Origin of the sequence: Acrocarpospora pleiomorpha (assembly GCF_009687885.1) — a bacterium.
GTDB lineage: Bacteria > Actinomycetota > Actinomycetes > Streptosporangiales > Streptosporangiaceae > Acrocarpospora > Acrocarpospora pleiomorpha.
In genome coordinates this window covers 185,761-203,955 of the sequence record NZ_BLAF01000005.1, presented here as the reverse complement: position 1 = coordinate 203,955, position 18,195 = coordinate 185,761, and the positions used below count along the sequence as shown (strand labels likewise).

Annotated in this window: 17 protein-coding genes; 6 read left to right on the top strand and 11 right to left on the bottom strand. The window is 70.9% G+C overall.

What is annotated here, in order from left to right; translation table 11 throughout:
- Positions 1–97: 97 nt before the first annotated feature.
- The 6 genes from Aple_RS03800 (at position 98) to Aple_RS03775 (ending at position 5,945) form a co-directional block, all read left to right on the top strand.
- Complete coding sequence (locus Aple_RS03800; RefSeq protein WP_155343032.1) at positions 98–736, top strand: 4'-phosphopantetheinyl transferase family protein; 639 nt, start codon at positions 98–100, stop codon at positions 734–736.
- A 74-nt stretch (positions 737–810) separates the two neighbouring features.
- Positions 811–1,266: a MarR family winged helix-turn-helix transcriptional regulator gene (locus Aple_RS03795; protein ID WP_155343031.1), complete on the top strand. Its 456-nt coding sequence runs from the start codon at positions 811–813 to the stop codon at positions 1,264–1,266.
- A gap of 40 nt (positions 1,267–1,306) precedes the next feature.
- Positions 1,307–1,948 (top strand): LppX_LprAFG lipoprotein, encoded by a 642-nt coding sequence (locus Aple_RS53100; RefSeq protein WP_246264096.1) that lies wholly within the window; start codon positions 1,307–1,309, stop codon positions 1,946–1,948.
- Positions 1,945–3,447 (top strand): MFS transporter, encoded by a 1,503-nt coding sequence (locus Aple_RS03785; RefSeq protein WP_246264094.1) that lies wholly within the window; start codon positions 1,945–1,947, stop codon positions 3,445–3,447. Before Aple_RS53100 ends, Aple_RS03785 begins: the two co-directional genes overlap by 4 nt.
- Positions 3,448–3,633: 186 nt before the next feature.
- Positions 3,634–4,086, top strand: coding sequence for a DUF6220 domain-containing protein (locus Aple_RS03780; protein ID WP_155343029.1), 453 nt, complete (start codon positions 3,634–3,636; stop codon positions 4,084–4,086).
- Entirely contained in the window at positions 4,083–5,945 is a 1,863-nt protein-coding gene (locus Aple_RS03775; RefSeq protein WP_155343028.1) for a multicopper oxidase family protein, read from the top strand. Before Aple_RS03780 ends, Aple_RS03775 begins: the two co-directional genes overlap by 4 nt.
- Here Aple_RS03775 and Aple_RS03770 read toward each other — a convergent pair.
- The 11 genes from Aple_RS03770 to Aple_RS54190 form a co-directional block, all read right to left on the bottom strand.
- Positions 5,942–6,589 carry a response regulator gene (locus Aple_RS03770; RefSeq protein WP_155343027.1) on the bottom strand — a complete coding sequence of 216 codons (648 nt, stop codon included), beginning with the start codon at positions 6,587–6,589 and terminating at the stop codon, positions 5,942–5,944. The two genes, Aple_RS03775 and Aple_RS03770, sit on opposite strands and share 4 nt — an antisense overlap.
- Complete coding sequence (locus Aple_RS03765) at positions 6,580–7,827, bottom strand: sensor histidine kinase (protein WP_155343026.1); 1,248 nt, start codon at positions 7,825–7,827, stop codon at positions 6,580–6,582. Before Aple_RS03765 ends, Aple_RS03770 begins: the two co-directional genes overlap by 10 nt.
- Before the next feature lie 71 nt (positions 7,828–7,898).
- On the bottom strand, positions 7,899–9,311 hold the full coding sequence (gene der / locus Aple_RS03760) for a ribosome biogenesis GTPase Der (RefSeq protein ID WP_155343025.1): 1,413 nt from the start codon (positions 9,309–9,311) through the stop codon (positions 7,899–7,901).
- A 33-nt stretch (positions 9,312–9,344) separates the two neighbouring features.
- Positions 9,345–10,016 (bottom strand): (d)CMP kinase, encoded by a 672-nt coding sequence (gene cmk / locus Aple_RS03755; RefSeq protein ID WP_155343024.1) that lies wholly within the window; start codon positions 10,014–10,016, stop codon positions 9,345–9,347.
- A gap of 75 nt (positions 10,017–10,091) precedes the next feature.
- Positions 10,092–11,183 carry a prephenate dehydrogenase gene (locus Aple_RS03750; RefSeq protein WP_155343023.1) on the bottom strand — a complete coding sequence of 364 codons (1,092 nt, stop codon included), beginning with the start codon at positions 11,181–11,183 and terminating at the stop codon, positions 10,092–10,094.
- Between the two features lie 254 nt (positions 11,184–11,437).
- Positions 11,438–11,797, bottom strand: a complete 360-nt coding sequence (aroH, locus tag Aple_RS03745; protein ID WP_155343022.1) for a chorismate mutase — start codon at positions 11,795–11,797, stop codon at positions 11,438–11,440.
- 34 nt (positions 11,798–11,831) lie between these two features.
- Complete coding sequence (locus Aple_RS51810; protein ID WP_174889785.1) at positions 11,832–14,021, bottom strand: pseudouridine synthase; 2,190 nt, start codon at positions 14,019–14,021, stop codon at positions 11,832–11,834.
- Positions 14,018–14,626, bottom strand: a complete 609-nt coding sequence (gene scpB, locus Aple_RS03735; RefSeq protein ID WP_155343021.1) for an SMC-Scp complex subunit ScpB — start codon at positions 14,624–14,626, stop codon at positions 14,018–14,020. Before scpB ends, Aple_RS51810 begins: the two co-directional genes overlap by 4 nt.
- Positions 14,619–15,530 (bottom strand): segregation and condensation protein A, encoded by a 912-nt coding sequence (locus Aple_RS03730; RefSeq protein WP_155343020.1) that lies wholly within the window; start codon positions 15,528–15,530, stop codon positions 14,619–14,621. Before Aple_RS03730 ends, scpB begins: the two co-directional genes overlap by 8 nt.
- 493 nt (positions 15,531–16,023) lie before the next feature.
- Positions 16,024–16,917 (bottom strand): ParA family protein, encoded by an 894-nt coding sequence (locus tag Aple_RS03725; protein WP_174889784.1) that lies wholly within the window; start codon positions 16,915–16,917, stop codon positions 16,024–16,026.
- Between the two features lie 109 nt (positions 16,918–17,026).
- Positions 17,027–18,172, bottom strand: a complete 1,146-nt coding sequence (locus Aple_RS54190; RefSeq protein WP_246264092.1) for a site-specific tyrosine recombinase XerD — start codon at positions 18,170–18,172, stop codon at positions 17,027–17,029.
- Between the last annotated feature and the right edge of the window lie 23 nt (positions 18,173–18,195).

The following is an 18,195-nucleotide window of genomic DNA, read 5'->3' as shown; positions in this document are numbered from 1 at the left end:
TGCGTCAAGGCTCCTGGCTGCCCACTTTCGGCAGCGTGAATCCCCGCTACCCCCTGTAGTTCACTTGATCGACACACGGCTTCCTTAGGCTGGGGTGATGCGCGCCCCTCTGGTCGTCGCCGGTTACACCGACGAAGTCCTCGACGCCGTCGGCGGGACGCTCACCGAAGCGGAACAGGACCGGGCCGGACGTTTCACCCGCAAGCAGGACCGCCTCGACTTCGTCGCCGCCCACCTGCTGGTACGGCACTGCGCGGCCGAAATCCTCGGCGCGCGCGCCTGCGTGCTCACCCTGGTGCAGTCCTGCGAACGCTGCGGCCGGGCCCACGGCCGCCCGTCCATCGCCGAGGCCCCCGAACTGTCGGTCAGCCTCGCCCACACCGCCGGATACGTGTCGGCCGCCGCAGGCCTGGGCAAGGTGGGCGTGGACGCCGAGCACGCCACCTCGGGCCTGGCCGACGAGAACCTGATCGCGCTCGCCCTCACTCCCGCGGAAGCCGACCTGGTCGGCCTCGACAACCGCAAGCTGATCCGCCAGTGGGTCCGCAAGGAGGCCCTGGTCAAGCGGGGCGAGCTCGCCCTGGACCGGCTCCGCGAGGTGGACCTGTCCAAGCTGCCCTTCGAGGGCGGGAGCCACCAGTGGGACGGCCGCCACCTGCTGGAGTGGACGGCGGGCACGGTGATGGCCACCGCGATCTTCAACGAGCCGGGCGAGCTCCGCCTGATGGGCGGATGAAGTGATATCGGCCGATCCTCCGGATCGGTGGGCCGGGGTACGCGGCAGGCGTACACGATCTTTATGCTGGAGGAATGGCAGATCCCCGCTGGCTGAGCCCAGCTGAGCAGTCGGCCTGGCGTGCCCACCTGGCGGCGCACCGGCTCCTCACCCACCGGCTCGACCGCGAGTTGCAGGAGCACGGGCTGTCGTTCAACGACTACGAGATCCTGGTCAACCTCTCGGAGAGCCCGGAACGGCGGATGCGGATGAGCGATCTGGCCGACGCGACGATCCAGTCCCGCAGCCGGCTGTCCCACCAGATCTCCCGGATGGAGGCGGCGGGCCTGGTGACCAGGGAGAACTGCGAGGACGACCGGCGGGGCACGTTCGCGGTGCTGACCGGCGAGGGCTGGGACACCATCCAGCGGGTAGCGCCGGATCATGTGGCGGGGGTGCGCCGCCATTTCATCGACCTGCTCACTCCGGCGCAGGTGGCGGAGCTGGAGGAGATCTACACCCCGGTCATCGCCAAGCTTCAGGGCAAATAGCCCGCGCCCCGCATGGCCCGGGAGTGGCTACTATCCGGCTGTGCGAAGAATCCTCTGGACGATCCTCTCCGGCGCGAGCCTGCTGTTCGGGGCGGCGTGCAGCTCCTCCGATCTGCCGTCGGGGCCCGATCTGCTGGTGAAATCGGGCGCCGCGATGGCCGCCGTCAAGACGGTCGCGTTCACGCTGACCACGGAGGGCAAGCCCGCCGTGCAGGTGCGGCGAGCCGAGGGCAGCCTGACCCGGGCCGGGGACGCGAAGGGCTCGATCCAGATCGAGCTGATCGGCACGCTCCAGGAGCTGGAGTTCGTGCTGGTCGGCGAGGACGTCTACCTGAAGGGCCCGACCGGGGGTTACCAGAAGTCGATGACCCGGGCGCAGCTGGCCGCCTTCTACGACCCGGGCACGGTGATCTCGGGCGTGCCGGAGCTGCTGGCCACCGCCCAGGAGGTCACGGTGGAGGGCGAGGAGGGCAACGCGTACAAGGTGGGGGTGAAACTGCCGCCGGAGGCGTTGAAGAAGGTGGTCCCCGGCATCACCCAGACCGCGCAGGGCACGCTGCTGATCGACAAGACGTCCAGCCGCCTGACCAGGATCGACCTGCCGGTCACCGGCGGCACGATCACCGTCGCGCTGTCCGACTACGACGCGCCGCTCACCGTCACCGCTCCCCCGCTGTCGTGAGCGGGCCGGTCAAGAGCGCGCTGCGCGGCCGCGGGGTCGCCCTCGGGGTCGGCGGCGCGGCCGTGCTGCTGGCGGCGCTGGACGCGTACGTGGTGGTGACGGTCCTGATCGACATCGCGGCGGACGTGGACGTGCCGGTGAACCGGCTGGAGCGGGCGACGCCGATCGTGACCGGGTTCCTGCTCGGCTACGTGGCCGCGATGCCGTTACTCGGCCAGCTCTCCGACCGGTACGGCAGGCGCCCCCTCATCCACGCCTGCCTGGCGGGCTTCGCGGCCGGCTCCCTGATCACGGCCCTGGCGGACTCGATGCCGCTGCTGGTGGCGGGGCGCACGCTGCAGGGCGTCGCGGGCGGGGCGCTGCTGCCGATCACGATGGCGCTGATCGGCGACCTGTGGGAGGCCAGGACCCGGCCGGTCGCGCTCGGGGTGGTCGGGGCGGCGCAGGAGCTCGGCAGCGTGCTCGGCCCGCTGTACGGCGCCGCTCTCGCCGCGCTGCCCCTGTTCGGCTGGCGGACGATCTTCTGGGTCAACCTGCCGCTGGCGCTGGCGGCGGCGATCGCGGTGCAGCGGTGGGTGCCCGGGACGAGAGATAACGGGCGGGAGCCGTACCAGCGGGTGCGGATCGACGTGGTCGGCGGGTCGCTGCTGGCCGTGGCCTTGGGGCTACTGGTGGCGGGGCTGTACAACCCGACGCCGGAGAGGACCGTGCTGCCGTCGTGGGGGCTGCCGTGCGTGGTGGCGGGCGCGGTGGTGCTGGTCGTGTTCGTGGGGTGGGAGATCAGGTCACCGGTGCGGCTGCTGGACCTGTCGGGGGTGCCGAAGCGGCCGTTGCTGGCCACGCTCGGGGTGAGTTTCCTGGCGGGGGCCGCGCTGCTGGTGACGCTGGTGGACGTGCAGCTGGTGGCGCAGACGCTGCTGGGCGTGGATCCGGTGGGCGGCGCGCTGGTGCTGACCAGGTTCCTGATCGCGCTGGCGGTGGCGGCGCTGGCCGGGGGGTGGCTGGCGCGGCGGTTCGGGGAGCGGCTGGTGTCGGTGGCCGGGCTGGCCATCGCCGTCGCCGGATATATCAGGATCTGGCAGTGGCCGGTCGAGCTTGGGGATCATCTGACCCGCGTCGACGTGGACCTGGTCGTGGCCGGGCTCGGTCTTGGGCTGGTGATCGCGCCGGTCTCCTCGGCGGTGCTGCGGGCGGTTCCCGCGCAGCGCCACGGGGTCGCCTCCGCGGCGGTGGTGGTGGCCCGGATGATGGGCATGCTGCTGGGCGTGGCCGCCGTGTCCGCCTGGGGGTTCCACCGCTTCCAGTCGCTGACCGCGGAGCTGGACACGCCGCTGCCGTTCGGCGTCGCCGCGGACGAGTTCGCCCGGCGGCTGGCCGAATACGAGGCCGCGGTGAAGGCGGCCCTGCACACCGAGTACTCGGAGATCTTCCTCATCACCGCCGTGCTGTGCGCGGCCGGCGCGGTGGCGGCGCTGGCGATGCCGGGCAAATCTGAGTAGGGGGATGCTCAAGCGGGGATCCCGCCCGCCGGACACGATCGACATGTGCGTCCGAATCCGACCGGATATTTCCCGGTCAGAGCAGGACACGCGTCCCGTGCACTCGGGACGCCGGGTGGCACACGCTAAGCCGGTAGCGCCCCGCCGGTAGCCGGGGCCGTCGATACGTGGTTCAGGAGCCCCTCCATGCGCAAGGTCTTTTTCTGGTTCTCGGTGCTGACACTGGTGGCGGTGCTGGCCCAGTTCTACTTCGCCACCTTCGGCGCCTTCGAGCGTCCCGTGCCGGCCCTAGGCGCCGAGGACAGCGCGATCATGCCGCACGTCATCAACGGCACCATGATCATTCCGTTGCTCTCGATCGTGCTGACCGTCATCGCGGCCATCGCCAAGGTCGGCCGCCAGCTGATCTGGCTGTCGATCACGCCGTTCGCCCTGGTCGCCGTGCAGCTGTTCGTGATCTTCGAGATCGCCGGCCTGCTGGGGGCGACCGAGGACAAGACCACCACCGCCAGCCTGTTCGTGCTGGGCTTCCACGCCCTGGACGGGGTCGCGATCCTGTTCGTGGCCGTGACCGTGGTCCGCAAGGCCCGCGCCCTGGTCAAGGGCCAGGTGGCGGAGCCGGTGGCCGTGCGCGCGTGAACACCGGCCAGCTGATCGGCCTCGATCAGATCCTGCTCATCCTGGTCGCCGGGCTGTGGGCGGCGTCGGCGGGAGTCGCCGTCGCCGCCCTGCGGGGCGCCGCCAGGAACCTGGCCCCGATCGCCGCGGCGCTGATCGCCGCGGCGATCGTGCTGACCGCCCTGCGCGGGCTGACCACGGCGGGGCTCGCCGCGGCGGGCTGGTGGTTCGCCGCCGAGAAGATCATCCTGGCGATGCCGCTGGTGATCGTGCCCGGCCTGGCGACGGCGGCGGTCACGCTGCCCGCCCTGATCCGGTTCTGGCGGCACGGGAGCCCGCTCGAACCCGCCGGGACGCTGCCCGTGGTGCTCGCCGCCATCGGGGCGGTCGCCGGGGTCGCGTGCGACCTCGTGATCTCCTACCCCGTCACCGTGTCCGCGGCGATCGTGGTGCTGCTCGCCGCCGGGGGCGCGTCGGCGCTGGCCTGGCGCGTCCTCTCGGGGCGTACGGGCGACCGCTGGCGAACGGCGGGCACGGCGGTGGTGCTGCTCGCGGCTTCCTGGGCGATCTCCGGCAGCTGGTCAGGGAGCGCGTTCCACGCGGGCCACGGCGCGAGCGCCACCGGCGTCTCTGTCGCCTCCCTCGTCGGCGCGCCCACGCCCGGAGCTGCCAAGTTCACCCTGACCGCCAAACCCGCCACGCTCAAGCTGCCCTTGGGCCGTACCTTCGAGGCCTGGACCTTCAACGGCCAGTCTCCGGGGCCGACGCTGCGGGTCAAACAGGGCGAGTTCGTGGAGCTGACGCTCCGCAACGAACTGCCCGGCCAGGCGGTCACCATCCACTGGCACGGCTACGACGTGCCCAGCGGCGAGGACGGCGTGCCCGGCGTCACCCAGGACGCGGTCCTGCCCGGCGGCTCGCACGTCTACCGTTTCCAGGCCACCGACCCCGGCACGTACTGGTACCACAGCCACCAGAACTCCAGCCTCGCCGTCGCCAAAGGCCTGTACGGCCTGCTCATCGTGGACCCCGCCCCCGGCGACCACACCCTCGCCCTGCACACCTACGGCGGCCTGACGATGGCCCTGGACGGCCGGCCGCCCTCCGACACGCTGGTGAAGACTGCCCTTCCCCCGGGCAGTCCGGTACGGCTCCGCGTGGTCGACACCAACAGCCTCCCGGTCGAGCTGGGTCTCACCGGGGTTCCGTACCGGCTGGCGGCCGTGGACGGAACGGACGTGCCCGGCGCGACCGACCTGACCGGGAACCGGCTGCGGCTGGCCGCGGGCGGCCGATACGACCTCACCTTCACCATGCCCTCCGGCCCCGTCTACCTCGACGTCGAGGGCCATCCCGGCCTGCTCATCAACGGGGAGGTCCCGCCCAAGCCCGCGTCAGGACCCCTGGTCGACATCACCACCTACGGCTCAGGGACGCCGGTTCCCACCGAATTCGACCAGGAGATCACCTGGGTGCTCGACCGCACCCTCGCGATGGTCGACGGCAGGCCAGCGCTGGCCTACACGGTCAACGGGAAGGGCTTCCCGAACATCCCGACCCCGCTGGTGAAGAAGGGCGAGAAGGTCCTGATCCGGGTCGTCAACCGGAGCTCCGACACCCATCCGATGCATCCGCACGGCCACCACGTCCAGGTGCTGTCCAGGAACGGCGTGCCCGCCAACGGGGTCTGGATGGACACCTTCGACGTCCAGCCGGGCGAGGTGTGGGAGGTGGCGCTGACCGCCGACAATCCAGGCGTCTGGATGTCGCACTGCCATGATCTGGCGCACGCCGTCCAAGGGATGGAGTTCCATCTCGCCTACGAGGGCGTCACCAGCCCGTTCGACCTGGGCGGGACCTCTGGCAACCACCCGGCCTAGGAACGCAGGTACGCGAGCACGGCCAGCACCCGGCGGTGCTGGTCGGTGTCGTCCGCGTACAGGTTGAGCTTCACGAAGATGCCGCGGATGTGCTTCTCCACCGCGCCCTCGGTGACGACCAGCTGGCGGCTGATCGCCGGGTTCGATCTGCCCTCCGCCATCAGCGCCAGCACCTCGCGCTCGCGCGGGGTGAGCGAGCCGAGCGGGTCGTCGCGGCGGCGGCGGACCATCAGCTGGGCGACCACCTGGGGGTCGAAGACCGTGCCGCCGCCCGCCACCCGGCGCAGCCCGGTCAGGAACTCCTCGACGTCCACCACGCGGTCCTTGAGCAGGTAGCCGACCCCGCCCCTGGCGTCGGCCAGCAGGTCGTCGGCGTAGGAGACCTCGACATACTGGGAGAGGATCAGGATCGGCGCGCCCGGCACCTTCTGCCGGGCCGCCACCGCCGCCCGCAGCCCCTCGTCGGTGAAGGTGGGCGGCATCCGCACGTCCACCACGGACACGTCAGGCCGCAATTCGTCCACCGCGGCGACCAGCTCCGTGCCGGTGCCGACCGCCGCGAGCACCTCGCAGCCGAACTCCTCGAGCAGGCGCACCAGGCCTTCCCTGATGAGCACCGCGTCATCGGCCACCACTACCCGCACGGAACCTCCGCCACGATCATCGTCGGCCCGCCGGCGGGCGACTGGACGGCCAGCTCGCCCTCCACCGCGCGCAGCCGGTCGGCCAGGCCGGACAGGCCGTGCCCCTTGGCGACATGGGCGCCGCCGACCCCATCATCGCCGATCGTGAGCAGCAGCGTGTCGCCCACCCGGGTCAGCGTGATCGTGCACAGGGTGGCCCGGCTGTGCTTGGCCACGTTGGTGAGCGCCTCGGCGGTGACGAAGTAGACGGTGTTCTCGACCAGCGCGGGGAAACGTTCCGCGGTGCGCACGTCCAGCTCCACCGGGATGGTGCAGCGCCCGGCCAGCGCGGCCAGCGCGGGCGAGAGCCCCCGGTCGGCCAGGATCGGCGGGGCGATGCCCCGGGACAGGGCGCGCAGCTCGTCCAGCGTCTCCCGGGTGGCGGTGATCGCCTGCCCGATGGTGGCGCTGGCCGCCGCCGCGTCCCGCTCCATCAGGCGCTGGGCCCGCGACAGCTCCATCGCCAGGTGCACAAGACGCTGCTGCGGCCCGTCGTGGATGTCCCGCTCCAGCCGCCGCAGCGCGTTCGCCTCGGCGTGCGCGGCCGCGTTCCTGCCCTCGGTCAGGTCCTCGATCCGCTCGTGCAGCTCGGCCATCCCCGTCAGCAGGGCCCGGCCCAGTCCGGCCTGCAGCAGCGCGCAGGTCCGTACGACCGGGTAGAGGGCGGCCAAGGCGAGCAGGCCCAGGACGAAGTAGAAGGTCGAGTCGACGCCGTAGCCGCTGCCCAGGCCGAGCAGCTCGGGGAGTCCCGTGTTGCCGGGGATGTCGCTGGTCACCCAGCCGTACAGCGGATAGGTGAGGCCCGCGAGCACGACGGTCCACCAGGTGATCGCGACCGTGAAGGTGACCACGGAGACGGGGAAGGCCACCATGGCGTGGAGCAGGTCCATCCAGGACTGGCCGACCAGCAGCGGGTTGACCATGCGGCGCACCCAGCCCGCGCCTGGCGGGGGCTCCGGGTAGCGCGGGCGAGCCAGTTCCCGGCCTAACACGGACCTCAGGCGGACGCGTTCCAGGTCGCCGAAGCCGCGGGCGGTCAGCAGGGTCAGCCCGATGATCGGGACCCCGATCCAGACCACCACCAGACCGGCACCGGCCGAGATTCCGGTGATGAGCACGCAGAACGCGATCGTGGTGAGGAGGAAGCCCTCGATCAGGTAACGGGTGTCGCCCACCAGGCGGCGGAGGAGTGTTCTCATAGCTCTCAAACTAGGATTCTCACCCCTTGGCTTCGAGCCGGTCCACTGCCCTCCTGGGGGTAGGGCAGACCCTACTTCTTCTTCCGCTTCTCCCGGATCTTCATGGTCACCTCGATCGGCGACCCGGCGAACCCGAACTCCTCGCGCAGCCGACGCTCGATGAACCTGCGGTAGGTCTCCTCCAGGAACCCGGAGGTGAACAGCACGAACTTGGGCGGCTCGGTGGACGCCTGGGTGGCGAACAGGATCTTCGGCTGCTTGCCGCCGCGCACCGGCGGCGGGGTGGCCTGCACCAGCTCGGTGAGGAACTGGTTGAGCCGCCCGGTGGATACCCGGGTCCCCCACGAGTCGATGGCCAGCTCCAGCGCCGGAACCAGCTTCTCCAGGTGGCGGCCGGTCACGGCCGAGATGTTCACCCGCAGCGCCCACGGCGTGCGGACCAGCTGCCGCTCGATCTCCTTCTCCAGGTAGTAGCGCCGGTCCTCGTCGACCAGATCCCACTTGTTGAAGGCCACCACCATGGCCCGGCCCGACTCGATCACCAGCGAGATGATCCGCAGATCCTGCTCGGTCAGCACCTCGGAGGCGTCGATGAGCACGATCGCCACCTCGGCCCGCTCCAGCGCCGCCCGGGTCCGCATGGCCGCGTAGAAGTCGGCGCCCTTCAGCTCGCGGTCCCGCCGCCGGATCCCGGCCGTGTCGATGAACCGCCACGGCTTGCCGCCGAGCTCGATCAGCTCGTCCACCGGGTCCCGCGTGGTGCCCGCCATCGGGTCGACCAGCACCCGCTCCTCGCCCGCCACCTTGTTCAGCAGCGAGGACTTGCCCACGTTCGGCTTGCCCAGCAGCGCCACCCGGCGCGGGCCGCGCGCGGCCCCGAACACCACCGGCGGCGTCTCCGGCAGCGCGTCCAGCACCACGTCGAGCAGGTCGCCGCTGGAGCGCCCGTGCAGGGCCGACACCGGGTGCGGCTCGCCGAGGCCCAGCGACCACAGCTCATTGGCCTCCAGCTCCTGCAGCTGGTTGTCGACCTTGTTGGCGGTCAGCACGACCGGCTTGCCGGAACGGCGCAGCACCGAGCCGACCGCCTCGTCGGAGTCGGTGATGCCGACGCTGGCGTCCACCACGAACAGGATCACGTCGGCCAGTTCGGCCGCGATCTGCGCCTGCTCGGCGATCCGGAGCGCCATCCCGGTCGCGTCCGGGTCCCAGCCGCCGGTGTCCACCAGGGTGAACCTGCGGCCGCGCCAGTTCGCCTCGTACGTCACCCGGTCCCTGGTCACTCCCGGCACGTCCTCGACGACCGCCTCCCGGCGGCCGATGATGCGGTTGACCAGCGTGGACTTGCCCACGTTCGGCCGCCCGACCACGGCCACCACCGGCAGCGGGCCGGCGTCGGCCTCCTCCTCCGGCGTGCCGGTCTCCAGATCGGCGAGTTCGGCCTCGATCCAGCCGCCGTCGTCCTCGTACTCCCCCGCGCTCATGATCGCGTTTTCCCTTTCACGCCCGCCCGGAATTCAGGCGCGCTCCTTGACAAGTCTCAGCACCTCGGCGACGACCTCATCGAGGGTCAGCGCCGTGGTGTCCAGTTCGACCGCGTCCGCGGCCATCGCCAGCGGGTCGGCCTTCCTGGTCGAATCGAGGGTGTCGCGGCGGGCCAGCTCCACCCGCTGCGCGGCCACCGTGGTCCCCGCCAGCTCGGCGCTGCGGCGCGTCGCGCGCGCCTCCTCGCTGGCGGTCAGATAGACCTTGACCGGGGCCTGCGGGGCGACCACCGTGCCGATGTCGCGCCCCTCCACCACGATGCCGCCCTCCTTGAGGGCCGCCTCGATCAGCTCCCGCTGCAGGGCCACCAGCCGACTGCGAACCTCGGGCACCGCGCTCACCGCGGAAACCGCCCGGGTCACCTCCGGATACCGGATCGGCCCGTCCACCCGGGTCCCGTCCAGCGTCACGCCGGGAAAGTCCGGGTCGGTGTTCATCTCCAGCATGGGCTCGCCGGCGCCGGCGGCGATCGCGGCCGGATCGCCGAGGTCGACCTCCAGCTGGAGCATCCACCAGGTGAGAGCGCGATACATCGCCCCGGTGTCCAGGTAGCGCAGGCCCAGCGCCCGGGCCACCCCACGCGACGCGCTCGACTTGCCCGACCCGGAAGGCCCGTCCATCGCGACGATCAGACCCGACACCATCGCTCCCCTTACTTGAGTTGTCCGCCCCCCAAGGTACCGGCAGTCCCGGCTCTGCCGCGCATCGAGCTTTTACGGTTAAGGCACTTGCCACCCGTGTTCGCGTAGCGCCGCTGCGAAGACGCCGGCCGCCTCTGGCTGGACCGAGAGTTCCACCGCGCCCAGCGGCAGGCCCGGCACGTGCTCCAGGCGCACGTCCTCGATACTGACGCCGACCTGCTCGGCCACCTGGAACAGCCGGGCCAGCTCGCCGGGACGGTCCCCGATGACCACGCCGACCACCGCGTAGGTGCGGGCCGGGCCGCCGTGCTTGCCGGGAATCCGCCCGGATCCGGCCACCCCACGCCGCAACAGTTCGGTAACCGAGCCGATCTCGGTGCCCTCGGCGGCGAACTCGCGCAGCGACCTCGCCGCGGCCGCCAGATCGTCCGCGACCGCCTCAAGCACCGCCGCCACCGGACCCGCGTTCCCGGACAGGATGCCGGTCCACAGACCCGGATCACTCGCCGCGATCCGCGTCACGTCCCTGACCCCCTGCCCCGACAGACCCAGCGCCGTCTCCGACGCCTCCGCCAGCCGCGCCGCCACGGCCGAGGCGGCCACATGCGGCGCGTGCGACACCACCGCGACCGCCTCGTCGTGCTCCCGCGCGTCCACCACGACCGCGTTCGCCCCGCACAGCGACACCAGCTCCCGCATCGCCCCGACCGCCTCCGGCGCCGCCGCCGCGGTCGGGCACAGCGCCCACGGCCGCCCCAAGAACAGATCCGCCCGCGCCGCCCCCGGCCCCGACCGCTCCCGCCCCGCCAGCGGATGCCCGGCCACATACGTACTCAGATCACACCCCAGCTGTACGGCCTGAGCCAGCGGCAACGCCTTCACGCTCGCCACATCGGTGTAGAACCGAGCCGCGCCACTCTTCTGCAGATCGAGCAGCTGATGCGCCACGAACTGCGGAGGCACCGCGAGAATCGCCAGATCCACCCGCTCGCCGGGCCCCCACTCCTCCCCGGCTCCGAGCTCCCTCGCCAGCCGTACGGCCCGGGGGTCGCGGTCGGTGAGGAAGACGCGCACCCCGCGCTGACGCAGGGCGAGGGCGGCGGACGTGCCGATGAGGCCGGTTCCGACGATGGCGGCGCTGGTGATCACGCCGCCCGGGCTGGGGGTCATGGTGGATGGTTCCTTACATACCGTGCTCGTGCGTTTGTGCTCTTGCGATGCGCTGCTCTAACTATGCGCCGCCGAAGCGCCGATCCACGGGTTTTCGGACAAGTGGCTGTTTACTGACTGACTACTGACTGGTCACTCAAATTGTTACCCGCGAATCGCGCGTCTGGCTGGGAGTTTCCAGCCTGGCCCGCTCCTCCTGGGCGACATCGGCACCTGGCGATGCCGATCACCGATCAACCTCCGCTGGGCAACACCTACTGGGCGATGTCGACGCGCAACGCGACCGCGCCGCGCAGGTAGACGTGCTGGATCTGCTGGCGCGGGCGGTCGGTGGCCACGTAGGCCATCAGCCGGACCACCCGCGGCAGCGCGCCCGGCACGTCGATCTCGCTCGCGCACAGCAGGGGCACGTCGTGAAAGCCCAGCTTGCGCGCGGCCAGGGCGGGAAACTCGGCGGTCAGATCGGGCGTGGCCGTGAAGATCACGCTGATGACGTCATCGGTGGTGAGCCGGTTACGCTCCATCACTTCGGAGACCAGCTCCGTCGTACCGGAGATGATCGCGTCGCGGTCGTTGCCGTCCACCTGGATGGCCCCACGGATCGCCCGAACCATAATGTCCCCTTAAATGAAGATTCGTCGGGAAAGGTTACAGCTTGACCGCCGCGTACAATTCCCCCACTTCCTGAAGCGACAGCGCGCGCACCGTGCCCGGCTTGAGGCGGCCCAGCTTGACCGGGCCGAACTCGATCCTGGCCAGGTCGATCACCCGGTGCCCGGTCTCCTCCAGGAGTCGGCGCACGATGTGCTTGCGACCCTCGTGCAGGACGACCTCCACCAGCGCCTGCTGGCCGTGCTCCTGGACGATGTGGAACTCGTCCACCTTGGCCAGGCCGTCCTCCAGCTCGATCCCCTTGCGCAGTACCCGGTGCAGGTCCCGCGGAACCGGCCCCGGCACCTTGGCCCAGTATTTCTTCTGCACGCCGAAGCTCGGGTGCGTGAGGCGGTGGGCCAGCTCGCCGTCGTTGGTGAGCAGCAGCAGGCCCTCGGTCTCGGTGTCCAGCCGGCCCACGTGGAACAGACGCGGCGCCAGCTCCTGGACGTAGTCCTTCAGGCACGGACGGCCGTCCGGGTCCTCCATCGTGCTGACCACGCCGATCGGCTTGTTCAGCGCGTAGTAGACCAGATCGGGCGCGGTCGGAATACGCTTGCCGTCGACGTGGATGATCTGCTTGGCCGGGTCCACCCGCGCGCCGAACCGCCGCACGACCTGGCCGTCCACGGTGACCCTGCCCTCGCCGATCAGCTCCTCGCAGGCCCGGCGGCTGGCCACGCCCGCCTGCGCGAGCACCTTCTGCAGCCGCTCGCCGTCCGGCACCTCGGTGGTGTCCCGCTCGTCGACGTAGTCGCGGTCATAGAAGTCGGGGTCCCGCAAGGGCTGCTTGGCCGACTTGAACGGATTCTGGCTCGCGACCGGCTTACGGCCCCGCTCCTGACTCCTGCCCGTTCCTCCGCCGGTACGGAACTCACTCCGCGAACTGTCCCGACCGAAACGTCCCCGGCTGCCACCGCCGAGGGTCTGCACATCGTCCCGCCGGGAACCGCCACGATCGGCCCGGAACCCGCCCCGATCCCCACCGGACGCGGACCCGCGCGGGTCACGATCACCGGGACGCCCATAGCCGCGGTCGCGTCCCTCCGAGCGCCCGAAGCCACGTGCGTCACGCTCCGGCCGCCGATCGAAGCCACGGGATCCGTCACGATCGGAACGCCGTTCGTATCCGGACGCGCCTTCGCGACCGGAGCGCTGGCCGGACGCGCTGAAGTCGTCACGACCCTCAGCGCGCCCGAAACCGTCACGGTCGGGGCGGGGACGGTCTGTGCGGGGGCGGTCCGCGCTGCGGGAATCGTCTCGCGGAGCGTATCCGTCGCGGTCGCCGCGAGAACGGTCCGCACCGCTGAAGTCGTCGCGGCCCTGCGCGCGCCCGAAGCCGTCACGGTCGGAGCGGGGGCGGTCTGCACCGCGGGAGCCATCTCGCGGAGCGTAGCCGTCGCGGTCGCCGCGAGAACGGTCCGCACCGCTGAAGTCGTCGCGGCCCTGCGCGCGCCCGTAACCGTCACGGTCGGAGCGGGGGCGGTCGGTGCGGGGGCGGTCCGCGTAGCGGGAGTCGTTTCGCGGAGCGTAGCCGCGGGAAGCGCCGCGGTCGCCGTCCGGGCGGCCGTAGCGGGCGCGTGAGCCGCCCTCGGGGCGGGACGAGGCCCGGTCGCCGGAACGTCCGAAGGAGCCACGGGAACCACGGTCGTCGCGGGAGGAGCCGTAGCCACGGCTGTCTCGGGGAGCGCCGCCGCGATCGTCGCGGGGAGCGCCGTAACCGCGGTCGTCCCGGGGGGCGCCGTAGCCGCGGTCGTCTCTCGGGGCGGACCGGCCGCGATCGTCGCCCGAGCGGGGGTAGGGGCGGTCGCGGCCCTCAGAGCGCCCGTAGCCCTCGCCGTCGCGCCGGGCGAAGCCCTCGCCCCCCGGACGGCCTTCGCGAGACTGGGGACGGCTGTAGCGGTCGCCGGAAGGGGACCGGTCGGAGCGGTGGCCGCCGTCGCGGGAATCGCGCGAGTCACGGAAGCCGCTGGAGCCTCTGGAACCACTGGAGCCGCTGCCGCCGTCGCGGCCACGGGAGTCGGGGCGGCCGTAGCCGCCGCGGGAGTCCTGCTTGCCGTACCCGCCTCGGGAGCCGTCGCGGTCGGCGCGGAAGGATGAGCGGTCGGGGCGCTGGCCGCCGCTTCTGGGGTTGCCGTCTCGGCTTCGACCGCGTCCATCACCGGACGGGGTGCTGCGCTTGTTCACTTCGGTTGCTCCTCTAGGGTTTCCACATCATCGGGGAGGAACGGGGCGAGCGCGGGAAGCTCGTCGAGGTCCCGCAGGCCCAGTCGCTCCAGGAAGTAGCTTGTCGTCCGGTAGAGCACGGCCTGGCTCTCCGGTTCCGTTCCGGCCTCTTCCACGAGGCCGCGCGCGGCAAGCGTGCGCATCACGCCGTCGCTGTTGACGCCGCGGATGGCCGCCACCTTGGCCCGGCTCACCGGCTGCCGGTAGGCGACCACCGAGAGGGTTTCCAGCGCGGCCTGGGTGAGCCGCGCCTGCTGCCCGTCGCGGACGAACCGCTCGACCAGCGCGGCGCACTCGGCCCGCGTGTAGAAACGCCAGCCCCCGGCCACCTCTCTCAGATCAAACCCGCGCCCGGCGGCGGTGTATTCCCCGGCCAGCTCACGCAGCGTGCTCGCGATCTCGTGCGTCGGCCGTTCCAGCACCTGCGCCAGCGTGACCTCGGCCACCGGCTCGTCCACCACGAGCAGGATCGCCTCCAGGGCGGCCCGCAGCTGAGGCTCTCCCGGTTCGGGGCCGGACGGCTCGTCGAAGCCCGTCTCGTCGCCCGTCTCGTCCAGGTCAGGCATCGCCCGCGTCCCCATCCTCCGCACCGTTCTCGGCACCGTTCTCGGCACCGTCCTCGGCGTCATCGCCGGAAGTCCCGGCGCCGGGCCGGTTCCGGCGTTCGGCCGTCTCGTCGTAGTCGTCGCCCACGGTAATGTCGCCGTCCGTGGCGCCGGTCCAGGTCACGTACAGATCTCCCAGCGGTTCGAGCTGTTCGAAGGAGACCGCGGCCTCCCGGAACAGTTCCAGAACGGCCAGGAATCGCGCCACCACCTCGTAGGTGCCCGCGCAGTCGGCGGTCAGCGACCGGAAAGTGGCCCGCCCGGCCCGCCGCAGCCGCTCCACCAGGATAGCGGCCTGTTCCCTGACGCTGGCGAGCGGTTGATACATGTGCGTGACGGAAACCGTCGGCGGCGCCTTCGGCGCGAACACCTTCATCGCGATCCTGGCCAGCTGCTCGGGCCCGATCCCCAGGATCAACTCGGGCAGCAGGTTCGCGAACGCCGCCTCCATCGGCACCAGCCGCGGATACCGCAGCGCCTCCTCCGCCATCCGCCCCGAGAAGACCTTCGCCACCTCCTTGTACGCCCGATACTGCAACAACCGGGCGAACAGCAGATCCCGCGCCTCCAGCAGCGCCAGATCCTCCTCGTCCTCGACCTCCCCGGTCGGCAGCAACCGCGCCGCCTTCAAATCCAGCAAAGTGGCCGCGACAAGCAAGAAGTGACTGGTCTGATCGAGATCCCACTCCGGCCCCCGCGACCGGATATACGCGATGAACTCATCCGTGACCTGATGCAGGGAAACCTCGGTGATATCCAACTTGTGCTTAGAAATCAGCCCCAGCAACAAGTCAAACGGCCCCTGAAACACCTCCAAATGCACATGAAAGCCCTCTTCAGGCGCGGCGGTTCCTTGCTCAGTCACTCCCCCATTGTCCCGCACCCCACAACGGGATCGTGGCCCTCCAACCCACCCAGCTCTTGATTTCCCATCGGGCTCCACCCGCCCCGGCCATCCCGGTGGCCGCCCGAATGAAGCGGCAGCTTGACCCGGTGGGTCTCCCACCCACCCAGCCCTTCATTTCCCTCGGGCTCCGCCCGACCCCGCCATCACCGTGACCGGCCGAACGAAACAGCAGCCTGACCCAGGTGGTTCTCCCACACGTCCTTGGGCCGACCCGGCCCGCCCTCCCCGTGAATGCCCACACGGAACGACACCCATGGGCGCGGTGGAGGGATGTTTCGTCCAGGCAATCACGCGGGACGGCGGGATCGGGCGGAACCCGAGGACGAACCAAGGGCTGGGCCGGTGGAGATCCACGGTGCCGCGATTGCCAATTCATCCGGCGATCAGGGGGATGACGGGGACGGGCGGAGCCCGAGGACAGACCAAGGGCTGGGTGGGTGGGGAAATTCGGTTAGATCTTGGCGGGCCAGCGGGCGAGGAGTTCGCGGGCCAGTTCGCGGTAGGCCGTGGCGCCCATGGAGCTGGGGTCGAACTGGGTGATGGGCTCGCCGGCGAGGGTGGCGTCGGGGAAACGTACGGTGCGGTTGATGACCGTGTGGAAGACCTTGTCGCCGAAGCCCTGCATGATGGTCTGGAGGACCTCGCGGGCGTGCAGGGTGCGGGGGTCGTACATGGTGGCCAGGAGGCCGTCGATTTCGAGGTTCTTGTTGAGGCGTTCCTGGACCTTGCCGATCGACTCCATCAGGAGGGCCACGCCGCGTAACGCGAAGAACTCGCACTCGAGCGGGATCATCACACTGTGCGCGCAGGTCAGCGCGTTGACGGTGAGCAGGCCCAGGGACGGCTGGCAGTCGATGAGGCAGATGTCGTAGTCGGGCAGCAGCGGTTCGAGCGAGCGCTGCAGCGCGTATTCCCTGGCGACCTCGTTGACCAGCCGGATTTCCGCGCCGGACAGGAAGATGTTGCTGGGCAGCAGGTCCATGCCCTCGACGCTGGTGCCGAGCAGCACGTCCTCGGCGACGACGTCGGGCTCCTCCATCAGCAGGTCGTAGATCGTGGACTCCAGCGGCCGCGGGTCGATGCCCAGGCCGACGGAGAGCGCCCCCTGCGGGTCGAAGTCGACCAGCAGAACCCGCTGGCCGCATTCGGCGAGCGCCGCGCCCAGGTTGATGGTGGTGGTCGTCTTGCCGACGCCACCCTTCTGGTTGACCATCGCGACGATCCGGGCCGGCCCGTGGCTGTCGGGGACGACGGGCTCGGGGAAGACGGGGCGTGGCCGGCCGGTCGGCCCCAACGAGACGCTGGGGGTCCCCGCGGTCCACGTCGCATCAGTGGTCGCAGTCAATTGATGAACCTCCCTGACGGTCCCGAACCGGACTGAATCTAGAGGGTAGGCACGTATGCGGCAAGGCGACGCGCCACGGAGACGGAGAATACGGACAAGCAGTTCGATCTCACCGCTGGGCTCGGGGATGGGCCGCAGCGTAAACCTCGCGAAGCCGATCGACCGTGACCAAGGTGTACACCTGGGTGGTGGTCACCGAGGCATGGCCGAGCAGTTCCTGGACAACCCTAACGTCAGCGCCGCCGTCCAGGAGATGGGTTGCGAACGAATGGCGCAACATGTGCGGGGACACGCCGGAGAGTCCGGCCCGCTCCGCGGCGGACTGGAGCACCTCCCAGGCGCCCTGACGGGTCAGCCTGCCCCCTCGGGCGTTCAGGAACAGCGCGTGCGTGCCACGGCCGTGGGCGGCGATGAAGGGCCGCGCGCGGACCAGGTAGGCATCCAGGGCACCACGGGCGAACCGCCCTAGCGGCACGATCCTGGCCCTGCCTCCCTTGCCCCGCAACCGCACCTCGCCACCGATGAAACCATCCCCGGCCTTGGTTCCCTGGCCGACTCCCCCACCGGCACTGTCGCCATGACCATGACCACCGCCAGGACCCACTCCACCAGAGCCCACTCCACCAGAGCCCACTCCACCAGGACCCACTCCACCAGGACCCGCTTCGCCAGGACCCGCTTCGCCAGAGCCCACCCCACCAGGACTCGCTTCGCCGTGACCCATTCCGCCGGAGCCCGCCCCACCGGAGCCACCGCCTGAGGCGTACCGCGTGACATCGTCCACAGCCAGGCCGACGGCTTCGGAGATGCGGGCGCCGGTGCCGTACAGGACTTCGAGGAGGGCGCGGTTGCGGAGGGTGAGGGGCGTGTCGCCGGGGCCGGAGGCGGCGATCAGGCGTTCCACCTCCTCGACGGTGATCGCCTTGGGGAGGCGGCGGAGTTGCCGCGGAGGCCGTACCTCATGGGCCGGGTCGTGGCCCGCGACGCCCTCGCGGAGGGCGAAGCGGTGCAGGCCGCGGACGGCGGAGACGGCCCGCGCGGCCGAGCTGGCGACCAGCGCGGGATGCTCCTCGTCGCCCTCCCGGAGCGAGGCCAGGAAGGCGACCACGTCGGACTCGGCCACCTGGGCCATCGTGGCGAGCCCCCGCGCGCTCAGATGGTCCACATAACGGCGGAGATCACGCCGATAGGAGGCGAGCGTGTTGGCGGCCAGCCCGCGCTCCACGGCGAGATGGGCGAGGTAGCTGGACAGCACGGCTTCGGGCTCGCTCAGCGTCC

Coding starts and splice junctions, on each gene's coding strand:
- Aple_RS03800 (WP_155343032.1), top strand. CDS start 98: ATGCGCGCCCCTCTGGTCGTCGCCGGTTACACCGACGAAGTCCTCGAC.
- Aple_RS03795 (WP_155343031.1), top strand. CDS start 811: ATGGCAGATCCCCGCTGGCTGAGCCCAGCTGAGCAGTCGGCCTGGCGT.
- Aple_RS03780 (WP_155343029.1), top strand. CDS start 3,634: ATGCGCAAGGTCTTTTTCTGGTTCTCGGTGCTGACACTGGTGGCGGTG.
- Aple_RS03765 (WP_155343026.1), bottom strand. CDS start 7,827: ATGAGAACACTCCTCCGCCGCCTGGTGGGCGACACCCGTTACCTGATC.
- der (WP_155343025.1), bottom strand. CDS start 9,311: ATGAGCGCGGGGGAGTACGAGGACGACGGCGGCTGGATCGAGGCCGAA.
- cmk (WP_155343024.1), bottom strand. CDS start 10,016: ATGGTGTCGGGTCTGATCGTCGCGATGGACGGGCCTTCCGGGTCGGGC.
- Aple_RS03750 (WP_155343023.1), bottom strand. CDS start 11,183: ATGACCCCCAGCCCGGGCGGCGTGATCACCAGCGCCGCCATCGTCGGA.
- aroH (WP_155343022.1), bottom strand. CDS start 11,797: ATGGTTCGGGCGATCCGTGGGGCCATCCAGGTGGACGGCAACGACCGC.
- scpB (WP_155343021.1), bottom strand. CDS start 14,626: ATGCCTGACCTGGACGAGACGGGCGACGAGACGGGCTTCGACGAGCCG.